Source organism: Aeromonas sp. 102P (assembly GCF_051920345.1).
In the GTDB taxonomy this organism is placed as follows: Bacteria; Pseudomonadota; Gammaproteobacteria; order Enterobacterales; family Aeromonadaceae; genus Aeromonas; species Aeromonas veronii.
Genome location: NZ_JBQBCZ010000001.1, coordinates 4,556,005 through 4,578,271, shown reverse-complemented (window position 1 = coordinate 4,578,271; position 22,267 = coordinate 4,556,005). Strand labels below are relative to the sequence as shown.

Below are 22,267 nucleotides of genomic sequence, written 5' to 3'. Positions count from 1 at the left end.
CGCAACAGACAAAAAAAGCCCCGCCAAAGCGGGGCTGATGCAGATTAGCAAATGCCCCGTAAACCCTCGCCCAATCGGGCGGGGATATAAGGGGAGCTAATCTGGTGTTTTCTGCGATGCCACATACGCCTTCAGCGTTTCGATAGTGGCCCCTCCTGCGCTACAGGCAAAGTAAGAGCGTGACCACAGCATCCCACTATTGCTCTGTTTCCGTAGATGCGTATTCAAAATCCGCACATGGCGGCTGCTGATTGACTTCAAATTGTTGACCAGCACGCTGATGGACAGCTTGGGCGGATAAGCAACGAGAAGATGAACGTGATCGGCTTCTCCATCCATCTCCAAAATCTCCACCTCCAACTTCTCGGCTGCGGACAAAAACGCGTGGCGCATCTGTTCGATCATGGTGCCGTCGAGCAGTTTGCGGCGGTACTTTGTGGTGAAGATTAAATGCACAACCAGCTTGCTGACGGAATGACGTTTGCGCAGATAGCCAGTGAAATCAATGTTGTGCTCACTCATTTGAAATGTCTCGAATTAAAGCATATAGTGCCTGAACTTTATCAGTGAGCAGTGACCGTGAAAAGAGCTACTAAAGTACGCCTTTACCCAACAAACGAACAGGCTGCATTTTTAAATGCCCAGTTCGGAGCTGTGCGGTTTGCGTACAACAAGGCTCTTCGTATTCAACGGCACATGTTCAAGCGCCGTGGTGTATCCCTGAAGCCCAAGCGTGACTTGAAACCGCTACTAGCGGTGGCAAAAAAATCGCGCAAATATGCCTGGCTCAAAGAGTACGATTCCCTCGCCTTGCAACAGGCAGTGATCAATCTGGACAAAGCATTTGCCAACTTTTTCAACCCTAAGCTCAAGGCTCGGATGCCGACTTTCAAGAGCAAACGGGGCAGGCAATCGAGCTACCACCCCAACGGGAAGGTACTGGCCGATGCTATCCAGCTACCGAAGATGACGCCGATCAAAGCAGTGCTCCACAGGGACATCAAAGGAACAATCTCTAGCATCACGATCAGCCGTGGCCCGACAGGGAAATACTACGCGTCAATTCTCAGTGATGATGGCTGCGAAGCGCCCGCCAAGCCGACACTCATCACAGATGTGACAGGCTGCGACATGGGGCTGTCTCACTATCTCATCGCGTCCAACGGCAAGAAGATCGACAACCCGCGTCACCTTATCAATGCCAGCCGCAATCTGCGGCGCAAGCAAAAATCGTTATCTCGCAAAAAAAGAGGCAGCGCCAACCGAGCGAAGGCACGGATACAGCTGGCCGCCCTGCACGAACGTGTAGCCAACGCCCGCGCCGATTTTCAGCACAAACTCTCCCGAACGATGGTTGACGAAAACCAAGCGGTCATCGTAGAGACATTGAAATCAGCGAACATGATGAAGAATCACAACCTAGCCAGAGCCATAGGAGATGCGGGCTGGCATGGATTTATCATGAAGCTGGAGTACAAAGCAGAGGCGCAGGGGAGACACGTGGTCAAGCTAGACCAATGGTTTGCCAGCTCGAAACTGTGCAGCTGCTGCGGGCACAAGATGCCTGAAATGCCATTGCATCAGCGCAGTTGGGCTTGCCCAGCATGTAATGCGGAGCATGACCGGGATATCAACGCGGCCATGAACATCCGACAGCAAGGCATATTGGAATTAAAAGCGGCGGGACACGTCGTTTCTACCCATGGAGGCCAGCGTAAATCTGCCAATTCGGCAGTAGCGGCCTAAGAAGTGGGAAGCCTCGCCGCTTGCGGCGGGGAGCAGTCACCCCTTGAGCACTGCCGCCATGGCGTCGGCCACATAGTCGACGTTGCGGCTGTTGAGGCCCGCCACGCACATGCGGCCGGAGCGCACCAGATAGACGGCGAACTCTTCGCGCAGTCTGTCAACCTGCTCCGGGGTGAAGCCGGTGTAGCTGAACATGCCGCGCTGGTTGATGAAGTAGCTGAAATCACGGCCCGGCACCTTGGTGCTCAGCACCTCGAACAGCTTCTGGCGCATCGCCTTGATGCGGGTGCGCATCTCGGTCACCTCGCCGACCCACAGGGCGTGCAGCTCCGGCTGGCTCATCACAGCCGCGGTGATCTGGCCACCGTGGGTGGGCGGGCTGGAGTAGTTGCGGCGCACGGTGGCCTTCATCTGGCCCAGCACCCGGCTGGCCTCTTCGACATCCTGGCAGATGACCGACAGGCCACCACAGCGCTCGCCGTAGAAGGAGAGGTTCTTGGAAAACGAGTTGCTGACGAAGAAGCTGACACCGGCGGCTACCATGGCGCGGATGGCGTAGGCGTCCTCTTCCAGTCCGTCACCGAAGCCCTGATAGGCGATATCCATAAAGGGGATCAGGTTCTTATCGACCACCAGCGCGATCACCCGATCCCACTGGGCGCGGGAGAGATCCACTCCGGTCGGGTTGTGGCAGCAGGGGTGCAGCAGCACGATGCTCTTCGCCGGCAGAGTGCTCAGGCAGTCGATCATGGCGTCAAACTGCACGCCGCCGGTGGCCGCATCGTAGTAGGGGTAGTCGTGCACCTTGATGCCGGCGCCCTCGAACATCGCCTTGTGGTTGTCCCAGGTGGGATTGCTGACCCACACCTCGGAGGTCGGGAAGTAGCGCTTGAGCAGATCGGCGCCGATCTTCAGCGCGCCGGAGCCACCGATGGTCTGGATAGTGGCGATACGTCCCGCCTTGACCGCTTCATGGTCGGCACCAAACAGCAGATGTTGCACTGCGGTGCGGTAGTTGGCGGCGCCTTCCATAGGCTGGTAGGGGCGCGGCGCCGGGGCGGCGGCGCGCTGGGCTTCGGCCTGCTGCACCGACGGCAGCAGCGGAATGCGCCCCTGCTCGTCGTAATAGAGGCCAATCCCCAGGTTCACCTTCTGCTCGCGGGTGTCTTTGTGGAAGGTCTCGACTAGCGTCAGGATGGGGTCGCCAGCATAGGCATCGACGTGTTCAAACATGGGGGATCCTTGAAATTGACTGTCCAGTAAAACCGGCGGTCAGCCGGGCTGGACATCATGGCGCAAAGCTGGCGGTGGCTCAAGCCTGACGCTGGTCTAGCCTGAAGGGATGGTGCCGCCATCCTGCTTACTTCAAATAGGATCGCAGGACGCTGACCACCTGATCCAGATCCTCCAGCCGCTCTGCCGGGGTGACATCGGCGGCGCCGAGATGCTCGCGCATATGTCCCTCCAGCACCTCCAGCATCAGGCCGTTGACGGCACCGCGGATGGCGGCGATCTGCTGCAAAATTGCGGTGCAGTCGCTCTCCTGCTCCAGCGCGCTCTCCAGCGCACCGGCCTGTCCCTTGATGCGGCGCACCCGTGCCAGCAGCTTCTTTTTGTCGTGAATGGTGTGGGACATGACGGATCCTCTCGATCAATAAAACTATACTGGGGTATAGTATATTGCATCATCGCTCTCAGGAGAAATCCATGTCATCCCTCGCTCAATCCCACTGCCATCAACCCGTCATCCACGAGGGCAGTCCGCTGGCCGAACAGAAGACCCGCTGGGCCGTGCTGCTCACAGTCATCATGATGGTGGCGGAGATTGGCGGCGGCTGGTTCTACAACTCCATGGCGCTGCTGGCCGATGGCTGGCACATGAGCTCCCACGCGTTGGCGCTCGGTCTCTCTGTGCTAGCCTACCGCGCCGCCCGCCACTTCGCCCGCGACCACAGATTCAGCTTCGGCACCTGGAAGATCGAGGTGCTGGGTGGCTTCACCAGCGCTCTCTTGCTGGTGGGAGTGGCTGGGTTGATGCTGTTCGAGTCTGTGTTCCGGCTGCTCGATCCCAGCCCGATCCACTATCAACAGGCGATCGCTATCGCGCTGGTGGGGTTGCTGGTAAACCTCGCCTGTGCCTGGCTGCTCAAGGATGATCACGGCCACCATCACCATGGGCATGACCACCGTCATGAGCATCACGACCACGATCATCATCATGACCATGATGATCACCACGGCCATCAGGATCTCAACCTGCGCGCCGCCTATATCCACGTGCTGGCGGATGCGGCCACTTCCGTGCTGGCGATTCTGGCGCTGACTGGGGGTATGTTGTGGGGGGCCGACTGGCTGGATCCGCTGATGGGCATAGTGGGTGCAGGGCTGGTTGCTGTATGGGCTTGGGGCCTGTTGCGCGACTCCGGTCGGGTGCTGCTGGATGCCGAGATGGATACCCCGCTGGTGGCGGAGATCCGCGAGGTCATCGCCGAGCTGCCGGGCACTGATATCCGCGATCTTCACGTCTGGCGGGTAGGGCAGCAGCAGTATGCCTGCGTGCTCTCTTTGCTGATGGTCAATCCGCTACCGGCGCAGCAGATCCGCGAGCGGCTGGCGATCCATGAAGAGCTGGTGCATGTGACCATCGAGATCGCCAGCGAATAAGTAATGATCGGGCTCATGTTGAGCACAAACATTAGTGAGAGATTTATGTTGGTAAAAATCACCACCTGGTTGGCTATTTTGACCAACAAACCCTTCTTGAATTTCCTCGGTAAATTCCCATCTATATGTAAAACAACAATAATTATTCTTGGCACGGCTCTTGTAATGCAATGGGAAGAGATAGCCATCCCATCAACAAGGAGCCAGACCATGAGCGTATTCAGCCGCCTGACCGACGTGATAAATGCCAACCTGCACAGCCTGCTCGACAAGAGTGAAGAGCCGGAGAAGATGCTGCGCCTGATGATCGAAGAGATGGAGCAGGTGCAGGTCGAAATGCGTACCCAGGCCGCCCGCGTGATTGCCGAACAGAAGCAGCTGGAGCGTCACCAGCAGGCGTTGCAGGCGCAGATACTGGAGTGGTCGGCCAAGGCCGAGCTCGCCATCCAGAAGGGACGTGAGGATCTGGCCCGTGCCGCGCTGACCGAGAAGCTGGCGGAGGTCAAAAAATGTGAACAGCTGGAGCAGGACAAGGCCCGGGTGGCCGAGGTGCTGGCCCAGCTCACCGCCGATAGCGAACGGCTGGCGGCCAAGCTGACCGAGGCCCGCGAGAAGCAGAAACTGCTGACCTTGCGCGAGCAGACCGCCCACAGCCGCATTCGTGCCCGCGCCCAGGTGGACAACCAGCGCATGAATGAGCTGATGGCGCGCTTTGACGGTTTTCAGGGCCGGGTCGATCAGCTGGAAGCTCAGCTGGAGGCGGCCACCCTGGGGCAGAATCCCTCGCTGGAGGCACAGTTCCGCGAGCTGGAGCTCAATGACGAGATCGAGCGCGAGCTGGCTCGCCTCAAAGGCCAGAAGGCGGAGGCGTAATCATGAGCCCCTGGCCCAAGGATCTGGTGCATCGCAAGCTGACCGGGGTCTGCGCCGGTATTGCCAGGCGGTTGGGGGTCTCCAGAGTCACGGTGCGGGTGGTGGCACTGCTCGCCCTGATCCTGATGCCGCCGCTGGCACTGGCAGCCTATCTGCTGGCGGTGCTGGTGATGCCGCCCCGTTATGAATTGAAGCGCTGGCTGGATTGACCGAAGGGTTGATCAGCCGGCAGAGAAGGTACTGATAAGGAGCAAGTTATGCTGGAATTTTTCATATTGCTGGTGGTGCTGCTGGTCATGGCACTGACCGGTTTTACCCTGGTAGCCATGTTGCTGGTGAGCGGCCTGTTCGTGCTGCTTGGGGCACTGGGCGGCATGCTTGCTCTGATCATCAAGCTGGCCCCCTGGTTGTTGCTGGTGCTGGCAGTTTGCTGGCTGATCAGTAACCGCAGCAAGCGTTCCAATACCTACCTCTAACCCGCCTGAGGTTGTGCAAGACGTTGTGTGATGCTCCCTGATTTCCCCTTTCCGGCCACTCATCGAGTGGCCTTTTTTTGCCTGTCGTCCTCAAGGCTGGGTGGCTGCGGGTAACCACTGGGGGCTCCAGCTCTGCCAGAGTGCCGGGCTGTGGATCAGCTGCTCCTTGAAGGATTTTGGCTGCTGCTTGAGGCGGTATTCGATGCGCAGGGCCGCCCCCTTCTCGCCGACTTCCTGTTGCCACGCCAGCGTCAGTGGCCCCTTGCCGCGCAGGGCGCGAGCGCCCTTGCCACTTTGGTGCTGGTGCAGACGGCGCAGCGGATCCGTGCTGATCCCGGTATAGAGCAGGCCGGTGGCGGTACGCACCATATAGACAGACCAGCGGGAAGGGGCGGAAGGTTGCGGCGCTGGAGTGGTGGTCGCGGGTTCTCTCATTCAAATTCTCTGTGCCAAACTCAGAGGCAGCTCAAGGAGGTGCGATGAGAGTCTGGTTTTGGTTGTGGTTACTGTTGTCGGTCCCGGCTCTGGGGGAGACGATCCGTCTCTACGATTACCATCAGCATCCCCCCTTCAACACCGGAGTGGATGCAGGGCTGAGCCGCGAGTTGGTCAAGTATCTCAATGAAAAGCTGGGGGGTGAACCCAGAATCGAGCTCTGGCTGGTCAATCGCGCCCGACTGGCGCTGGAGATGGCGGATCCCGACTTTGACGGTCTGGTGGTCTGGGTCAATCCCGCCTGGGTGGGGGATCCCCATCGCGAGCGCTATCTCTGGACCTTTCCGGTGATGCGCGACACCAACGAGCTGGTCTCGAACATCGATAACCCGGTCACCTATCGCGGGCCAGACTCCCTCAAGGGGTTGGTGTTTGGCGGGGTGGAGGGCTACCGCTATCAGGGGATCGATGATGCCGCTGCACGGGGCGAGCTGGTGCGTCAGGATGCCAAGAAGGTGAAGACCAATCTTGAGCTGCTGGTGCGCGGTCGCATCGATGTGACGCTGGTGAGTGGTTCATCGCTGGGCTTTTTCATCGACGCACAGCACTATCAGGGCAAGCTGTTTATCTCGCCCTTCCCCCAATCCAGCTATACCCGCCATATCCTGCTGCCCAAATCTCGCCCAGAGCTGCATGCCACCCTCAACGACATCGCCGAGCAGATGGACAGGGATCCCCGCTGGCACAAAGTGCTGGAGTCCTATCGCGGTACGCCCTGAGGGCGGCGCTTGAGCCGGTGCAGCGGTAACAGGCTCACCAGCAGACCTGCCCAGACGAAGGCGAAACCGACCGCCTTGATGGGGTCCGGCGCCTCACCAAACCAGTAGATGGCGAGCAGGAAGGCGAGGCTGGGCTCGATATATTGCAGCAGCCCCACAGTGCTCATCCGGGTTCTCGCCACCGCGTAGCAGAACAGCCCCACCGGCAGCAGGGTGGCGGGCGCACTGCCCATCAGCAGCAGCTTGTCGGCCAAATCCCCGTTCACTAATGCCCCTTCCCCGTACCACGCCAGCGTGCCGATGATGATCAGCGCGACGGGCAGTTGCACCATGGCTTCCAGATAGAGGCTGGTGCCGGTGTCGTAGTGGATCTTCTTCTTGATAAGGCCATAGCAGGCGAAGTTGGCCCCCATGATGAGGGAGAACCAGGGGAGCTGGCCGTAGCAGAAGAGCATGTAGGCGAGCCCCGCCAGTGCTAGGGCGACTGCCAGATGCTTTTGCGGGGTGAGCCGCTCTTTCAGGAACAACACGGCGAATACGATATTGAACAGCGGGGTCATAAAGAAGGCGAGGCTGGTAGTCAGCACTTGCCCGGTAGTAAGGCACCAGGTAAACATGCACCAGCTGATCGACATGACGGGGCCCGCCAGCAGAATGAGGCCGAGCTGGCGCGGCTCGCTGCGCAGTTGTGCCCAGGGCACCTGGTGGCCAAGCAGCAGAAACAGGGCACCCAGCAGCACCACAGACCAGAGCACCCGGTGGGAGATCAGCTCCCACATGTTGACTTCGGGCATGAATTGATAATAGAGCGGCAGCATCCCCCACAGGATGAAGGAGAGGGTCGCGGTGCCGGTACCTAGCCAGTTTTTCATTATTTTCCGTTTATTAAATTAAACACCCATGGCGATAGTAGGGGGCGCGCCTTGTTTCCACAAGAGGGAAAACAGGGAAATGCTGGTACTATCAACGTCATGCAGCGAATCGATAAGTTGTTTGAGCAAATCAGGGCCTGCCGTCTGTGCGAGGCTCATCTGCCGCTGGGGCCTCGTCCGGTGATCCGCGGGGCCGAGAGTGCCCGCCTGCTGATCATCGGTCAGGCGCCCGGCACCCGGGTGCATGCCAGCGGGATCCCGTGGGATGACCCTTCCGGTGACAGGCTGCGCCATTGGCTCGGTGTCGATAAGGCCACCTTTTACGACCAATCCCGCATCGCCATCATGCCGATGGGGCTCTGCTATCCCGGCAGGGGAAAATCCGGCGATCTGCCGCCGCGCCCCGAATGTGCGCCCACCTGGCACGACAAGGTATTGATGCTGTTGCCCAATATCGAACTGACCCTGCTGATCGGCCAGTATGCACAAGCCCATTACCTGCGGGGGGCGGCCAAGGGATCGCTCACCGACACGGTGCGCAGCTGGGCCGACTATGGCCCCGGCTGGTTGCCGTTGCCGCATCCCTCCCCGCGCAATACTCTCTGGCTCAGGAAGAATCCCTGGTTCGAAGATGAGATCGTCCCCCATCTGCAGCAAAGGGTCGCCCCGCTTCTGGGGAGACCCTGAGTATTAGACCGCTGGCTCGGCCAGCGGTTTTGGTTTGCTGCGGGCCATGGCGATGAGCGGCAGGACGATGCAGATACAGCCCAGCAGCAGCGGCAGGCCCGGTTGCTCGTCAAACAGCCACACCCCAATGGCGACGGCCATCAGCAGACCGGTGTACTCCGCCGAGGCGATCTTGCTCGCCTCCGCCTTGCGATAGGCCACCACGCACAATCCCGCATAGACGATGATCAGCGCCGAGGAGCCGAAGGCGGGCCACCACATCTGCCACTGCCAGTTGCCCCCTTCCCACCAGGCCAGCGCCAGAATGAAGGGCATGCTCAGCACGTTGGTGAAAAAAAGGGTCTGGGCGATGGGCTGCTTGAGCGGGATCCGCTTGATCAGCAGATTGTTGAGCGCCATCGACAGAGCCACCCCGAGCGCCGCCAGTGCGGCCCAGTTCACTTCGGTCGGGCGCAGCACGATCAGCACTCCGATAAACCCGATAACCGCAGTCAGCACCTTTTGGCGCGAGATCGCTTCCCCCGCCATCCACACCGCCAGCGGCACCATCATCAGGGGGGCGGCATAGAATAGGGCATTGGCGGTAGCGAGCGGCAAGCGGGTGAGGGCCACCACCATCAGGCAGACGCCGACCGCCCAGATATGAGCCCGCAGCAGGTGCCACTTGATGGCCACCGGTGGATTGCGGCGCCATGACCAGAGCAGCCAGGGCATCAGCAGAATGGCGGCCGAGAGCTGGCGGAAAAAGACAAACTGGAAGATGGGCTGATCCGGTTCCAGCACCTTGACCAGCGCATCGGAAAAGACCGCCACCATATTGCCCAGCACCAGATAAAGGATGCCGATCCCTACTGCATTCATACCACCTCCCACTTCAGATGAGCGGAGGGTAGCGTGCCGGTTGATATCCAGTAAAATGATAAAAAATGACCACTCATGAGATATTTAGATAATGAAGCTTCCTCCTCTGCGTGCGGTGCAATATTTCGAGGTAGTGGCCCGGCTGCTCAGCTTCTCCCGTGCCGCCCTTGAACTGAACGTCAGCCAGAGTGCGGTCAGCCACCAGATCCGCCTGCTGGAGGATTTTCTGGGTGAGCGCTTGCTGCTGCGTCAGGGTCGGCTGCTCTCGCTGACGCCGCAGGGGGAGAGCTACTTCGAAGGGATTGCCGCCGGGCTCAGCCAGATTGCCCAAAGCAGCGAACAGCTGCGTGGTGGTGGCGAGATGCGAGTCCGGCTCGCGGTCTACAGCTCGTTTGCGGTGAAGTGGCTGATCCCGCGGTTGGCTGGATTGCGCCAGCTCTACCCCGAGCTGGATTTGAGTCTGGAGATGGTGGCGGAAGACCCCGAACTCTCCGATCGGGTGGCCGACTGCTTTATCACCGTCTCACCCCACGGGCGTGGCTATTGTCACGATCTTATCTATCAGGAGCGGCTCTTTCCGGTCTGCAGTCGCCGTCTGTTGCAGCAGGTCAGCGGGGAGTGGCCTGATGCCATCTGGCAGCTGCCGCTGCTCTCGGTGCAGTCCATCTACAAGGCGAGGGGGGAGGATTGGCAGCGCTGGGCCAAGGCGGGTGGGCTGGTGATTCCGGACGAGGCGAGGATGCACCACTTCAGCCATGTGTTGCTGGCGATGGAGGCAGCGGCCTGGGATCAGGGAGTGGCGTTCGTGAATGACTACATGCTGCGGCCCGATGATCCCCAGCTGGTGGCCTTGCCGGTACACCAGCTGGAGACGGGAGATGCCTTCTACTTTACCTGCAAGCGTTCGCGGGCCCATGAGCCCGCCATCAGTCGGTTGCGCCAGTGGCTGATGATGGAGACACGCCAGAGCATGCCGCTCTAGCCTGCGTCGTTACGTTCTCTTGAACTGGCTCAGCACAAACAGGCTGGTGGCGCAGACGACGACCGAGGGGCCTGCCGGAGTGTCCTGATACCAGGAGAGGGTCAATCCACCCAACACAGCGAGGCAGCCGATCAGCGCGGCAAAGCCAGCCATCTGCTCCGGCGTCTGGCTAAAGCGGCGGGCGGTGGCGGCGGGAATGATCAGCAGGGAGGTGATGATCAGCGCCCCGACAAACTTCATCGCCACGGCGATCACCAGCCCAATCAGCAGCATAAGCACGCAGCGCAGCACATCGACCCGGATCCCTTCTACTCGTGCCAGCTCTTCCGAGATGGTCATGGAGAGCAGGGGATCCCACAGTCGCCACAGGGTGAGCAGTACCAGCGCGCCACCGCCGTAGATCCAGAGCAGATCCATCGGTTGTACCGAGAGCAGGTCGCCGAACAGGTAGGCCATCAGATCCACCCGCACGTTATCCATAAAACTCAAGGTAACCAGACCGAGGGACAGGGCGCTGTGGGCCAGAATGCCGAGCAGGGTATCGGTCGCCACCTGCTGGTTGCGACTCATGATCACCAGCAGCATAGCCATGGCGAGGCAGCAGACCACTACCGCCAGAGTGAGATCGACCTGCAGCAGGATGCCCAGCGCGATGCCGAACAGGCAGGCGTGGGAGAGGGTGTCGCCAAAGTAGGCCATCTTGCGCCATACCACGAAGCTGCCGAGGGGGCCGGCCAGCAAGGCGATGCCGAGACCGGCCGCGAGGGCGTATAACAGAAAGCTGTCCACTTGAATGTCCTGTTGCTTGCGCTATTTGCTGTGAGCGTTGTTGCGAGAGGGCAGGCGGATGACGGGAGCCTGCGGTTCATGATGATGGTGTTCGCCGTCGCAGTGGTGATGGTGGGTATAGACCGCCAGCACCTCCTGCTCCGGTCGCCCGAACAGGCGGGCAAATTCGGGGTGGCGCGCCACGCTTTCCGGCTCGCCATGACAGCAGACGTGGCGATTGAGGCAGATCACCTCGTGGGTGCTGGCCATCACTAGATGCAGGTCGTGGGAGACCATCAGCACGGCGCAATTGAATTCGGCGGCGAGCTGGCCGATCAGGGCATAGAGCTCGATCTGGCCGGTGATATCGACCCCTTGTACCGGCTCGTCCAGCACCAGCAGCTCGGGCTTGACCAGCAGGGCGCGAGCCAGCAGCACGCGCTGCATCTCGCCGCCGGAGAGTTTTTGCATCCGGTTTTCCAGCAATCCCTCTGCGCCCACCCGGGTCAGCGCCTCCTCGATGGAGAGGCGGCTATTTTTGCCCAGTTGCAGGAAGCGGCGCACCGTCAGCGGCAGGGTGGGATCCAGATAGAGGCGCTGTGGCACATAGCCGACTCTCAGATCGCGGCTGCGGGTGATCTTGCCCGAGTCCGGGGTGAGCAGACCCAGCACCAGCTTGCTCAGGGTGCTCTTGCCCGCCCCGTTGGGGCCGACGAGCGTGGTGATTTTGCCTTTATTGAGGGTAAAGGAGACCTTGTCGAGCACAGAGCGTCCATCAAACGAGAGAGAGACCTCTTTCAGCTCTACCAGTTGGCTCATGACAACTCCGGGGTTTACAGCCAGTGAGAGTTATAATATAACAAAAAGCGGCTGTTATATTATCACATACTCACCCCCTGACGAGATTCACCAATGAGAATTATTGCGCTTTTCACTGCCCTGCTGGCGGTGAGTTTGCCTGTTCGTGCCATTGAGGTACTGACCACCATCAAGCCGCTAGGCTTCATCGCAGCAGCGATCACTGACGGGGTGAGCGAGCCCAAGGTATTGTTGCCGACCGGCGCCTCTCCCCACGATTTCTCCCTGCGCCCCTCCGATATTCGCAGCATCAACGGTGCTGGTCTGGTGGTGTGGGTTGGCCCCGAGCTGGAAGGGTTTATGGCCAAGCCGCTGGCCAATCATTCCCATGCTCTGGCCTTGACTCAGGTTGAGGGGATGCCGCTGTTCAACTACGCGACTCAGGATAGTCACGATTCCCATGACCATGATGATCACGATCATGCTGCCCACGAGCACGGTGACCATGATGAAGGGCATGAGAGACATCATCACGAAGGGGTCGATCCCCATATCTGGCTTGGCCCGACACAGGCCAAAGTGATTGCCAAGGCGATCGCAAGTGAATTGGGCAAGCTGGATCCGGCCAATCAGGCCCGCTATGACGCCAACCTCGCGGCATTTGATACCAAGGTGGATGCCAAAGACAAGGTGATTGCTGGCCAGATGAAGGCGGTGAATGAGAAGGGGTACTTTGTATTCCACGAGGCGTATGGCTACTGGGAGCGCCACTACGGCATGAGTTCAAAGGGTCACTTTACCGTGAGCCCTGAGCGTCGCCCGGGCGCCAAGACCCTGGTGGATATTCGCAAGGCACTGGAAGAGAAGCAGGCGAGCTGCATTTATGCCGAGCCGCAATTCTCACCGGCTGTGATCGAATCGGTGGCACGCAATACTGGCGCCAAGGTGCTGTTGCTTGATGAGGTGGGTGAACAGGTACCGCTCGGCCCGGATGGTTATCCCCAATTCATGCAGCAACTGGCAGACGCATTCGCACAGTGTCGCTGATCGCCTGCTGAGCCTCTCATCCGGAGGGACTATACTGACCTCCAGCATCTGACATGGAGTGTCCGGTATGAAATGGTTGTTGATCCCGGCCTGTACTCTGGCGCTATGTTGCGCCAGCGTGCAGGCTTCGCGTCTTTCCGAATATATTGCCAGTCCGGATCTGCGGGCCAAGCTGCAGGAAGTGTATGGTGGCCGGGCCATCCAGCGGGCCGAGGCATTCTCTCGCCTGCTCACCCCCAGAGCGGGTACAACCGACCAGCAGAAGATAGAGCTGGTGAACAACTACTTCAACAATCTCACCTACAGTGAAGACCCCAAGCTTTGGGGAGATGAGGATTACTGGGCCAATCCGCTGGAGTTCATCGGTGCCCGGGGTGGGGATTGCGAGGATTACAGCATCTCCAAGTACTACACCCTGATGGAGCTGGGGGTGGATGAGAAGAAACTGCGGCTGGCCTACGTCAAGGCGGTGCGTTACAACCAGTTCCACATGGTGACTCTCTATTTTCCGACGCCCAAGGCTGATCCACTGGTGCTCGACAACATCAACAGCCGGATCCTGCCGGGCAGCAAGCGAACCGATCTCATCCCCGTCTACAGCTTCGATGCCAAAAGTATCTGGATCATGAAGTCACGGCGGGAAGGGACGCTGGCGGGGAGTGCCGATCGGCTGGCGCAGTGGACATCGATGAAGACCCGTTTCTCCAGCGAACAACTGCGCTCTCCCCGTCGTCAGCTATAGCTTGCCTGCCGCTTTCAGCTCCTCGAAATATTTAGCCGCGCCCGGATGCTGCTCAATACTCAGTACTGGGCCGGTTTTATTGCGTGCCCGGTGAAACATATTGGCGTAGCCATAAGTCTGCTCATTGAACTTGGTCTGCTGGGTCAGCATGGCCTTGGTCAGACGATAGACAGACTCTTCCGGCATGGTGGCATTGGTGACCAGGGTGGCGGCAATGGCAAAGGTGGGGGTCGCCTTCAGATTGCCGGGGTAGATGCGGGCGGGCACCTGACTACGTTGGTAATATTTGACCCCCTTGAGTAGCTGATCACGGGTGGCCCCATCGATGGGGAGGAAGCTGACTGCGCAACGTTTGGCGGTGTCGAGCACAATCCGGTTAGGGTGTCCCATCACCAGTGCAAATGCGTCGATCTGCTTGCTGCAGAGTGCATCCGGCAGGTTGGCCATGCTCTTCAGATCGAGATCCTGCTCTTTCGCTCCCAAGATGTTGAACAGGGTCAGCGCCGTCTGGCGTGTTCCCGAGTTCTTCAACCCCATGTCGATGGGGGCGAGCTTGAGCTGTTCCAGTGAAGTGATATCGCCATCGGCACGGATCACTATGGTGAAGGGCTCGGCATGGGTGGCAAACAGGGCGCGCAGCTCAGGTTGCGGCTGCGTGGCAAAAGGGCCCAAGCCCTGGCTTGCCTGATACAGCCAGTCTGACTGCACCATGGCGTAGGAGGTCTCGCCACTCTTCAGCCGCGTCAGGTTTTCTATTGAACCCGATGAGCTCTGCAGTGTGCACGCAAGTTGCTCGTCGACCTCATGAGCCAGACGGCAAAACTCTTTGGTTATCTGGTGATAAATCCCCTGCTCACCCCCGGTGGTGATAGTGACGGTTTCAGCCATCAGGCCGGGTTGCCACAGCAGGGGCAACAGCATGGCGAGCTTCTTCATGATTGCGCCTCCTTGGCATAACCATCGATACCCCAGGTCCGCAGTTTGTCGATGTCGCGACACTCTCCCGATTCTGCCAGCAGGGTATAACCGGCGGCATGCATGGTTTGGGAGAGCAGATTCCAGTAGAGCGGCGCATCGGTCAGCTGACAGCTGATAAAGATGGGATTGAGCGGGTCAAGTTGATTGAAGGTATCCGCATTGAGGGGAATGGCGCTGAAGGCGAGCTCACACCCCTGTTCCTGCAACGCGGCCAAGGTAGACTGGCCGTGGGCGGGGAATGTGGCTACATCCCAGAGCCAATCCAGTGTTTTTCCTCGACCCTGGCTTAGCAGAGGGGCGATCTCGGACCATTGCGGGTGATTGAGCAGGGAGAGGGGCAGCAAGACCCCTTCTATATGAGAGTGCTGCCACTGTTGCAGGGCGCTCTGGATGGTTGCGAGATCGCTGTCGGCACCGAGGGGCTGACTGGGCAAGAAACGCTGATAGAGCGCGATCTCCCCTTGTGTGGAGACAAATTTTTGCAGTTGCCCGCCTTCCGGCAGTGGGCTCACTCCTTGCAGCGGCTGTGGGGTCGTCAGTGGCAGCTGTTTTCCCAGCTGGGTGATTTTGAGTCGTTGTTGCAGCAGATCCCGTTTGCGTTCGGAAACCAATTGGTTGATGGAAAGTGCCACTTCTTTGAGGTCTTGCAACCAGGGAGTGGGCAGGGTGCTGTTGAACTGGTGTTTGCGGATACGGATCAGCTGCAGGTTGATCTGCTCCAGGGGCTGCAGCAGGCGTTTGCACACCAGGGAGATGATCAGGGTAAATACGACGAGGCCCGCCAGCAGAGCCAGACCGGTGCGACTGATGGCATTCCACAGATGCTGATAGGCGTAGCCGCTATGCCCCTCAAGGGTCAGAGTGCCCAGCATGCGCCAGCCATCGGTCAACTCTTGCTCAATTTTGACGGGGGGCATGCCGATAACCGAGGGAAGCCAGCCGGGGACATTTTGCTGGGTAGAGTGGAAGACCTTCTGAAACAGCAATTGGCCATCGGGATCGATCAGGGTGACCGAGCTGACGAAGCCGCCATCGAACATGGCATTAACGATGGTCTCGGCCAGCACATTGTCGTCATTAAGCAGGGTTCCTTGCAGCACCAGCCCGAGAGCGGTGATGGCGGTTTCCAGGTTGGCTGACATCTGGTCGAGGATGGATTGGCGGACTGTCGTGACTTCCAGTGCAAACAGCAGCGCTGCACCGATCAGGAACAGGACGACAATTATTCTGATTAACAGTTTTGCTAACGACATATCCACTCCATGGAAAAGTTATCGCAACATTCCAGGTTTCTATTCAGTATCGAATCCAACCCGGTTCTTAAAAATAGGAAAAAATGGTTAAAAAAGACGATCATTTCTGCCCATCCGGGCGGGTTATGCATAAAATGTGAGGTTCATGCAGATTGTGATGAACTATTTGTAACTATTTGTGTCCAACAAACAGTTTTATACGGTTTTGTCACAACTGACATCGCAACTCACACTCTTTAGATCTAAATACAGGATAGCGGATGAAACGTCTCCGTCCCTTGGTAGTACAGGCTGCCAATTGGGAACCACCGGTTCCCCGCAAACACTTTTACGCCATGCTGATGCTGACGGCCATGACCCTGTCAGCAGTGGCATTATTGCCAGCTCCGGGTGACATCCTCGAGCGGCCGCTGCGTCTTGAGTTGCCCATTGATACCGCAGGTACGGCAACCAACGAAAACAACACCGACTTTAACGAAATCCCCGATCACGAACTGGTTGATCAGAGTGCGCCGGATGACGACATCCCGGTTGACACCACCCCCCAGTGGCAGGATTACCGGGTCCGCAACGGCGAAAACCTGACCGCCATTTTTAACAATCTCGGTCTCTCCACCACCACCCTCTACAAGGTGCTGGACGCGGACAACAAGAATTATCTGGCGCGCCTCAAGCCGGGCCAGAATATCGAGCTGCTGATCGATCAGGACAACATCCTGCAGCAGCTCAAAATCCGCCTGAACATCAAGCAGACGCTGGTGATGGCGCGCAGCGACGATGCCTATACCGCCTCCATGATCAATGAGAAGGTCGAGTGGCAACCGCAGCGTTACAACGGCGTGATCAACGGCAGCTTCTATGTCAGTGCCCGCAATGCGGGGATTCCGGCCAACCATATCCAGAAAATTGCCAACCTGTTCCAGTGGCGAATGAATTTCGCCAAGGATCTGCAGAAGGGCGACAAGTTCAAAGTGCTGGTACGCCAGGAGACGGTGGAAGGCAAGAGCACTGGTAACAGCCAGCTGCTGGGTGTGGAAGTGACCAGCCAGGGCAAGACGGTGTCGGCCTGGCTCTCCGATGACGGCAACTACTACGACGGTCAGGGCAACAGTCTGGAGCGCGGATTCCGCCGCTACCCGACCCACAGCCGCTATCGGATCAGCTCCAATTTCAACCCGGCGCGCAAACATCCGGTAACCGGTATGGTGCGTCCTCACGAGGGCACCGACTTCGCGGTGCCGGTGGGCACGCCAGTGCTGGCGACCGGCGATGGTGTCGTCCAGAAGGCAACCAGCCACCCGCTGGCGGGTACCTATATCGTCATCAAGCATGGCCGTACTCTCTCTACTCGTTATCTGCACCTGAGCAAGCTGCTGGTCAAAACTGGTCAGCGAGTGAAGATGGGCGACAAGATCGGCCTCTCCGGCAACACAGGTCGCTCGACCGGTGCTCACCTGCACTACGAGCTGCGGATCAACAACCGCCCGGTCAATGCCATGACCGCCAAGCTGCCGATGGCTGAACCGCTCAGCGGCAAGGAGCGTCGTCAGTTCCTTGCCAAGGTGAAGAGCTACCGCAAGGAGCTGGCTGCGGGTTGATTCCTGTCGTCACAGCCTGAAATGAAAGGCCCCGCCAGATTGGTGGGGCCTTTTTACCTGCGCCGTGAGGGTTAGTAACCCTTGTCGAAGTCGATCTTGCCATCCAGTGGCTGGCCATCGATAAAGCGGATGTAGTTGCGCACAAAGATCTGGGCCACATCATCCGGGAAGCTGTAGGCGCTGTTGTGGGGGGTGACGATGAGGTTGGGTTGGCCCCACAGTGGACTGTCGGCAGGCAGCGGCTCCTGCTCGAACACATCCAGCACCGCCATCGCCAGCTTGCCGGTACGCAGTGCAGTGAGCAGATCGCCAGAGTGAACGGCGCTGCCGCGGCCAACGTTGAACAGGATGGCGCCCGGTTTGCAGTGTTCGAAGCGGGCTGCATTGAACAGATGACGGGTATCGCGGGTGGCTGGCAGCACGCTGACGATGACATCGGCCTGCGCCAGCATCTTGTTGAGCGCCGGTAGCTGATAAACCTGATCAAACCCGGCCCGCTCCCGACCGCTGCGGCTGATGCCCAGCACCTTCATGCCAAAATGTTTGCCGGTGTGGGCGATATGCTGGCCAATGCTGCCGGTCCCCAGGATCAGCATGGTGCGCCCCTTGAGGCCCTGATAGGGGTGGCTTTGCCACAGTCGCTGTTTCTGCTGTTCCCGATAAAGGGGAATTTGGCGCATCAGGCTGAGCAGATGACCAAAGACATACTCGCTCATCAGCGGGCCGAAGATGCCGCGGACATTGGTGAGCTGATAATCACGGCGACTGTCAGGGTCGAGCAGCACATCGACTCCCGCATAGGTGGACTGGAACCAGCTCAGCTTGTTGGCTTTGGGCAGCAGCGGTTTGGCGCGGGCCGGTTCGGCCATCAGAATATGGGCTTCGCCGATCAGTTTTTCGGCATCGCTCTGGTTATCGGCTCGCAGAATGCGCAGATGGGGGAGGTTGGCGGCCTTGAGCAGCCGTTCGTAGTGAGCATTATCCTGGCTGAGCAAAAGAAGGGTACGTTGGCTCATACTCTTGTTCCTTATCAGAATTTGCGGCGCAACAAGATGCCGCTCTCGTCCCATCTTACCTGACTTCATATCGCAACATAGCCGACCAGGGCGCTTTTTCGTTTTCGCCACGCCCCTCGTGGGCTACAATCTGCCCCACATTTTGCAAAGGATCCGACTCCAGTGTTTGGTGACAAGTTTTATAAGCGACTGGCCGAGCTACAGCCTTGGCAACAGACCGTCTACACCCTGGCGCTGGCAGAGCGCATGTACCCCAACTATGCCCTGTTCTGTCAGGCCTCCGGCTTTGGCAATGCTGGCGCTTTCCGGCATGCGCTGGATCAGATGTGGGTCTACCTCACCGTCAAGGGATCCCGGGTCAATCTGGGGGCCATTCTCGAAGAGTTCGAGTCTCACATTCCGGATCCCCGCAAGTTTGAATCCTACGGTGCCTATCCGGCGCTTGATGCCTGTGTTGCGCTGGGCTGCGCCTATAACTCGGTGATCTGCCGGGTTGGCGAAGAGGCCAACGATGCCAGTCATGCCTCAGTCGGTACTGTGGCCGGTTTTATCGAGCTGCTGGAAGAGCGGGATCTGACCGAAGAGGAGCTCTACGAGCACGAGTACATGGAAGCCGAGCTGGAGTTCCAGGTTGAACTGCTCAAGCGGGTTGCCCATGAGCGCGACAGCGATCGTATTCTGGCCATCAGAGTATTCGCCTCTCAGGATGGCGTCTCCAATATCGGGATCAGCCTGGAAGAGTAATCCTCTACGGCCCCTGATAGAACAAAGCTCCCGTTCGGGAGCTTTTTTTATGCCTGAAATTGTTCAGCAGCTTATGCCTGCTCTTCGGTGAGGGGTCTGACGCTCAGCACTGGGGCGGCGTCGATTTCGTCTGCATTCATCATAGAGGAGATGCGTTGCAGGGAAGAGAGCAGCAGCGTCTGCTCCCACGCTTCCAGCGCTTGAAAACGCTGGATGAAGCGCTCTTGCAGCGGGGTCGGGGCCTGAGCCAGCAGGGCGCGGCCTGCGTCAGTCAGTGTCGCGTGAACCTTGCGCTTGTCGGTATTGCTGCGAACGCGCTGCACCAGCTGACGGCTCTCCAATCGGTCCATGATGGTGGTGGCGGTGGCCTGGCTCATGTTGGTGTGATCGGCCAGCTGACGCATGGAGATCTGTCCCAGCTCGTCGATCCCTTTGAGCAGCAAGAGTTGCGGGGAGGTGAGCCCGGCTTCTTTGATCAAGCGCCTGGAGTGCATGTCGATGGCACGAATAATCTGGCGCAGGGCGACCAGCACTTCATCATGTTTTTCCATGGGGTGTGCGTCATTGGAGGGCTATGGAGAGGGGCAAAATTTTCCGCCTAATTCGTCACAAGGTCAATATGGTTTTTGCTGTAATAATTTCTGCTCTAACTAATTTTGTGTTAGGTTGACGGGCATTTCACGGAATTCACCCTGACATTTGAGGAGCGAAATGATGAATGACGAGCTGGATATCAAGTCTCTGGTGGCCGAGTTACGTGTGGTCAGAGTGCGCTATGAACTGCCGGATACCTCGGCTTTCGTGCGCTATCAGCCTGCCTATGATGAAGACCCCAACAACCTCAAGGTACACCACTATGATGGTGAGTTACCCCTCTCTTGCAGTGAGACAGGTACTTTCAACCTAAAGGAGTTGGTGAACGAATTGCGCTACGCTTATGTGCTGGTGCACCTCTTTCCTGACGAAAGTGCCATGAACTTCTATCTGACCGGCCTCGATACCGGCCTGGCACAGCTGGAGTTCATCGGTGGCTCTTACGACTTCAACCGCCTCTGGATCACCAGCGGTATCTCCAATCTGGGCGTCCCCATGGCCATCTTCCTTGGCAAGCGTCACGCGGTGAATGGCCAGCCTTCGGTTTCGCTGGTGGATCACCGCGAACAGGCGGCCGGCAAACTGGTCTATCGCGCCATCGGCGGGGCCGGTGATCATGTGGGCGAAGACTTTTTCAACAACGACTAAGGAGGCTGGATGCGAGCAAGCAAAGGGCTATTGAAAGGCCTCAACCCCACCATGGCCATGACGGCCCTCACCGTGATCACCCTGTTTTTGCTGTTTGGCGTATTTGTTCCCGATACCGCGGCCGCCTGGTTTGTCGGTGCCAAGGATCAGATTATTGCCGGGTTCAAGTGGTACTACATTCTGGTGGTCGCCCTGTTCCTGTTCTTCGCTGTCTACTTGATGTTCAGCCGTTTTGGCAGCATCCGGCTGGGTGACGACGACCAGGTACCGGAGTTCGGCTACTTCGCCTGGTTCTCCATGCTCTTTAGCGCGGGCATGGGGATCGGTCTGGTGTTCTGGAGCATCGCCGAGCCGATGAACCATCTGCAGGGCAATCCGTTCATTACCGAAGGGATGACCCCGGAAGCGGCCCAGATCGCCATGCGCCTCACCTTTTTCCATTGGGGTCTGCACCCCTGGGCCATCTATGTGATCGTTGGCCTATCGCTGGCCTTTTTCAGCTACCGGCGCAAGTTGCCGCTGGCTATTCGCTCCGTGCTTTACCCCATCCTCGGCGAGCGGATTTACGGTTTCTGGGGCCATGCGGCCGATGTGCTGGCGGTGTTCGGCACCGTGTTCGGGGTGGCGACCTCCCTTGGACTGGGGGTCTCCCAGATGAATACCGGCCTCAACCAGATGTTCGGTATGGACGTATCGCAGTCCAACCAGCTCTGGCTGATTGGCGGCATCAGCCTGATCGCCACCCTCTCGGCGGTTTCCGGGGTCGGGCGCGGAGTGAAGCTCCTCTCCGAGCTCAATATCTGGCTGAGTGTTTTCGTGCTCGCGCTCTTTCTGGTGCTGGGGCCGACTACCTATATCCTCAACGCCTATGTACAGAACATCGGTGATTACCTGCAGAACATCGTCAAACTGAGCTTCTGGACCAACACCGAGGCCAACGGCACTTCGGCCTGGCAGTCGAGCTGGACGGCGTTTTACTGGGGTTGGTGGATTGCATGGGCGCCGTTTGTCGGCATGTTTATCGCCCGCATCTCCAAGGGGCGTACCATTCGCGAGTTTGTGCTCGGTGTGCTGCTGGTACCCTCGCTGCTCGGCATGTTCTGGCTCACGGTGTTTGGCGGTACGGCGATGAATCTGGAGCTGTTTGGCGGTGGTGGCGTGGTCGCTGCGGTCAATCAGGATGTGACGCTGGCGCTCTACCAGACGGTCGAGCTGCTGCACTGGGATACATTCGGCTGGATCGCCAAGGCCGTGTTGACCCTGCTCATCTGCACCTACTTCATCACCTCCAGTGACTCGGGCACGCTCGTGATTACGACCCTGCTCTCCATCGGTGATCAGGAGCCGCCGGTACTGCACCGCGCCGTATGGGGTCTGGGGCAGGGGCTGGTTGCCGCTATCCTGCTGGTCTCCGGCGGCCTGGCAGCCTTGCAGGCGGCCAGCATCATAGCCGCGCTGCCCTTCTCGGTGATCATGTTGGCGATGTGCTATTCGCTGATGCTGGGGCTCAAGCAGGAGAGCCAGCGCCAGTTTGAGTATCGTCAGAACCTCAAGCGCCACGATGGCTCATCCCATATGAGCCTGATGGAGCGAATTGGTCCCGCATAACCGCATCAGCAGGGGTTAGCACCCCCTCACATATCAATCTGGATGGAAAACGGCCGCCCTGGCGATGCTCTCCTTGCGGAGCTCATCATCAGGGCGGC

General features: G+C 58.7%; 26 protein-coding genes. 14 read left to right on the top strand and 12 right to left on the bottom strand.

What is annotated here, in order from left to right; all coding sequences use genetic code 11:
• Positions 1-96 precede the first annotated feature (96 nt).
• Positions 97-522 carry an IS200/IS605 family transposase gene (tnpA, locus tag ACTG1K_RS21510; RefSeq protein ID WP_440005151.1) on the bottom strand — a complete coding sequence of 142 codons (426 nt, stop codon included), beginning with the start codon at positions 520-522 and terminating at the stop codon, positions 97-99.
• Between the two features lie 51 nt (positions 523-573).
• On the opposite strand from tnpA, the gene ACTG1K_RS21505 reads away from it, so the two are divergent.
• Positions 574-1,746 carry an RNA-guided endonuclease TnpB family protein gene (locus ACTG1K_RS21505; RefSeq protein ID WP_440005582.1) on the top strand — a complete coding sequence of 391 codons (1,173 nt, stop codon included), beginning with the start codon at positions 574-576 and terminating at the stop codon, positions 1,744-1,746.
• Between the two features lie 36 nt (positions 1,747-1,782).
• On the opposite strand, the gene ACTG1K_RS21500 is transcribed toward ACTG1K_RS21505, so the two are convergent.
• Complete coding sequence (locus ACTG1K_RS21500; protein ID WP_440006701.1) at positions 1,783-2,979, bottom strand: amino acid aminotransferase; 1,197 nt, start codon at positions 2,977-2,979, stop codon at positions 1,783-1,785.
• Positions 2,980-3,106: 127 nt separating this feature from the next.
• On the bottom strand, positions 3,107-3,382 hold the full coding sequence (locus ACTG1K_RS21495; protein WP_113740073.1) for a metal/formaldehyde-sensitive transcriptional repressor: 276 nt from the start codon (positions 3,380-3,382) through the stop codon (positions 3,107-3,109).
• Positions 3,383-3,453: 71 nt separating this feature from the next.
• Between ACTG1K_RS21495 and dmeF the strand changes: the two genes are divergently transcribed.
• The 4 genes from dmeF (at position 3,454) to pspG (ending at position 5,759) form a co-directional block, all read left to right on the top strand.
• Entirely contained in the window at positions 3,454-4,410 is a 957-nt protein-coding gene (dmeF, locus tag ACTG1K_RS21490; RefSeq protein WP_440006699.1) for a CDF family Co(II)/Ni(II) efflux transporter DmeF, read from the top strand.
• A gap of 210 nt (positions 4,411-4,620) precedes the next feature.
• Positions 4,621-5,283 (top strand): phage shock protein PspA, encoded by a 663-nt coding sequence (pspA, locus tag ACTG1K_RS21485; RefSeq protein WP_425856200.1) that lies wholly within the window; start codon positions 4,621-4,623, stop codon positions 5,281-5,283.
• A gap of 2 nt (positions 5,284-5,285) precedes the next feature.
• Positions 5,286-5,492 (top strand): PspC domain-containing protein, encoded by a 207-nt coding sequence (locus tag ACTG1K_RS21480; protein ID WP_005335873.1) that lies wholly within the window; start codon positions 5,286-5,288, stop codon positions 5,490-5,492.
• Between the two features lie 48 nt (positions 5,493-5,540).
• The gene (gene pspG / locus ACTG1K_RS21475; protein WP_005335871.1) at positions 5,541-5,759 is read left to right on the top strand and encodes an envelope stress response protein PspG; all 219 of its coding nucleotides are present in this window, start codon (positions 5,541-5,543) and stop codon (positions 5,757-5,759) included.
• Positions 5,760-5,849: 90 nt separating this feature from the next.
• Here pspG and ACTG1K_RS21470 read toward each other — a convergent pair whose 3' ends face one another.
• On the bottom strand, positions 5,850-6,194 hold the full coding sequence (locus ACTG1K_RS21470; RefSeq protein ID WP_021231707.1) for a GIY-YIG nuclease family protein: 345 nt from the start codon (positions 6,192-6,194) through the stop codon (positions 5,850-5,852).
• Positions 6,195-6,238: 44 nt separating this feature from the next.
• Here ACTG1K_RS21470 and ACTG1K_RS21465 point away from each other — a divergent pair, with 44 nt between their 5' ends.
• Entirely contained in the window at positions 6,239-6,973 is a 735-nt protein-coding gene (locus ACTG1K_RS21465) for a substrate-binding periplasmic protein (RefSeq protein WP_108570731.1), read from the top strand.
• Here ACTG1K_RS21465 and rarD read toward each other — a convergent pair.
• Entirely contained in the window at positions 6,955-7,845 is an 891-nt protein-coding gene (gene rarD, locus ACTG1K_RS21460; RefSeq protein ID WP_425856197.1) for an EamA family transporter RarD, read from the bottom strand. The genes ACTG1K_RS21465 and rarD overlap by 19 nt on opposite strands.
• 99 nt (positions 7,846-7,944) lie before the next feature.
• On the opposite strand from rarD, the gene ACTG1K_RS21455 reads away from it, so the two are divergent.
• Complete coding sequence (locus ACTG1K_RS21455; protein ID WP_150996914.1) at positions 7,945-8,532, top strand: uracil-DNA glycosylase family protein; 588 nt, start codon at positions 7,945-7,947, stop codon at positions 8,530-8,532.
• Positions 8,533-8,535: 3 nt separating this feature from the next.
• Here ACTG1K_RS21455 and ACTG1K_RS21450 read toward each other — a convergent pair whose 3' ends face one another.
• The gene (locus ACTG1K_RS21450; RefSeq protein WP_440006695.1) at positions 8,536-9,393 is read right to left on the bottom strand and encodes a DMT family transporter; all 858 of its coding nucleotides are present in this window, start codon (positions 9,391-9,393) and stop codon (positions 8,536-8,538) included.
• Between the two features lie 91 nt (positions 9,394-9,484).
• Here ACTG1K_RS21450 and ACTG1K_RS21445 point away from each other — a divergent pair, with 91 nt between their 5' ends.
• Positions 9,485-10,375: a LysR substrate-binding domain-containing protein gene (locus tag ACTG1K_RS21445; protein WP_005354865.1), complete on the top strand. Its 891-nt coding sequence runs from the start codon at positions 9,485-9,487 to the stop codon at positions 10,373-10,375.
• Between the two features lie 9 nt (positions 10,376-10,384).
• Here ACTG1K_RS21445 and znuB read toward each other — a convergent pair whose 3' ends face one another.
• Positions 10,385-11,164, bottom strand: a complete 780-nt coding sequence (gene znuB / locus ACTG1K_RS21440; RefSeq protein ID WP_204482477.1) for a zinc ABC transporter permease subunit ZnuB — start codon at positions 11,162-11,164, stop codon at positions 10,385-10,387.
• Positions 11,165-11,185: 21 nt separating this feature from the next.
• Complete coding sequence (gene znuC / locus ACTG1K_RS21435; RefSeq protein ID WP_005363049.1) at positions 11,186-11,962, bottom strand: zinc ABC transporter ATP-binding protein ZnuC; 777 nt, start codon at positions 11,960-11,962, stop codon at positions 11,186-11,188.
• A gap of 93 nt (positions 11,963-12,055) precedes the next feature.
• Between znuC and znuA the strand changes: the two genes are divergently transcribed.
• Together znuA and ACTG1K_RS21425 are read left to right on the top strand one after the other, a co-directional pair.
• On the top strand, positions 12,056-12,988 hold the full coding sequence (gene znuA, locus ACTG1K_RS21430; protein ID WP_440006693.1) for a zinc ABC transporter substrate-binding protein ZnuA: 933 nt from the start codon (positions 12,056-12,058) through the stop codon (positions 12,986-12,988).
• Positions 12,989-13,055: 67 nt separating this feature from the next.
• Positions 13,056-13,730, top strand: coding sequence for a transglutaminase-like cysteine peptidase (locus ACTG1K_RS21425; protein ID WP_042052461.1), 675 nt, complete (start codon positions 13,056-13,058; stop codon positions 13,728-13,730).
• Here the strand turns inward: ACTG1K_RS21425 and ACTG1K_RS21420 are convergent.
• Complete coding sequence (locus ACTG1K_RS21420; RefSeq protein ID WP_323927760.1) at positions 13,725-14,666, bottom strand: TAXI family TRAP transporter solute-binding subunit; 942 nt, start codon at positions 14,664-14,666, stop codon at positions 13,725-13,727. The two genes, ACTG1K_RS21425 and ACTG1K_RS21420, sit on opposite strands and share 6 nt — an antisense overlap.
• Positions 14,663-15,961 (bottom strand): LapD/MoxY N-terminal periplasmic domain-containing protein, encoded by a 1,299-nt coding sequence (locus ACTG1K_RS21415; RefSeq protein WP_440006691.1) that lies wholly within the window; start codon positions 15,959-15,961, stop codon positions 14,663-14,665. The genes ACTG1K_RS21420 and ACTG1K_RS21415 overlap by 4 nt, the downstream gene beginning before the upstream one ends.
• 260 nt (positions 15,962-16,221) lie before the next feature.
• Here ACTG1K_RS21415 and mepM point away from each other — a divergent pair, with 260 nt between their 5' ends.
• Complete coding sequence (gene mepM / locus ACTG1K_RS21410) at positions 16,222-17,559, top strand: murein DD-endopeptidase MepM (protein WP_042081590.1); 1,338 nt, start codon at positions 16,222-16,224, stop codon at positions 17,557-17,559.
• 71 nt (positions 17,560-17,630) lie between these two features.
• Here the strand turns inward: mepM and ACTG1K_RS21405 are convergent, their stop codons facing one another.
• Positions 17,631-18,575 (bottom strand): D-2-hydroxyacid dehydrogenase, encoded by a 945-nt coding sequence (locus tag ACTG1K_RS21405; protein WP_005363043.1) that lies wholly within the window; start codon positions 18,573-18,575, stop codon positions 17,631-17,633.
• A gap of 162 nt (positions 18,576-18,737) precedes the next feature.
• Here ACTG1K_RS21405 and ACTG1K_RS21400 point away from each other — a divergent pair, with 162 nt between their 5' ends.
• Entirely contained in the window at positions 18,738-19,319 is a 582-nt protein-coding gene (locus ACTG1K_RS21400; protein WP_005335839.1) for a YjaG family protein, read from the top strand.
• Between the two features lie 71 nt (positions 19,320-19,390).
• Here the strand turns inward: ACTG1K_RS21400 and ACTG1K_RS21395 are convergent, their stop codons facing one another.
• Complete coding sequence (locus tag ACTG1K_RS21395; RefSeq protein WP_013723454.1) at positions 19,391-19,870, bottom strand: MarR family winged helix-turn-helix transcriptional regulator; 480 nt, start codon at positions 19,868-19,870, stop codon at positions 19,391-19,393.
• A 163-nt stretch (positions 19,871-20,033) separates the two neighbouring features.
• Here ACTG1K_RS21395 and ACTG1K_RS21390 point away from each other — a divergent pair, with 163 nt between their 5' ends.
• Together ACTG1K_RS21390 and ACTG1K_RS21385 are read left to right on the top strand one after the other, a co-directional pair.
• Positions 20,034-20,561, top strand: coding sequence for a hypothetical protein (locus tag ACTG1K_RS21390; protein ID WP_005335836.1), 528 nt, complete (start codon positions 20,034-20,036; stop codon positions 20,559-20,561).
• A 9-nt stretch (positions 20,562-20,570) separates the two neighbouring features.
• Complete coding sequence (locus ACTG1K_RS21385) at positions 20,571-22,169, top strand: BCCT family transporter (RefSeq protein WP_440006689.1); 1,599 nt, start codon at positions 20,571-20,573, stop codon at positions 22,167-22,169.
• Positions 22,170-22,267: the final 98 nt, after the last annotated feature.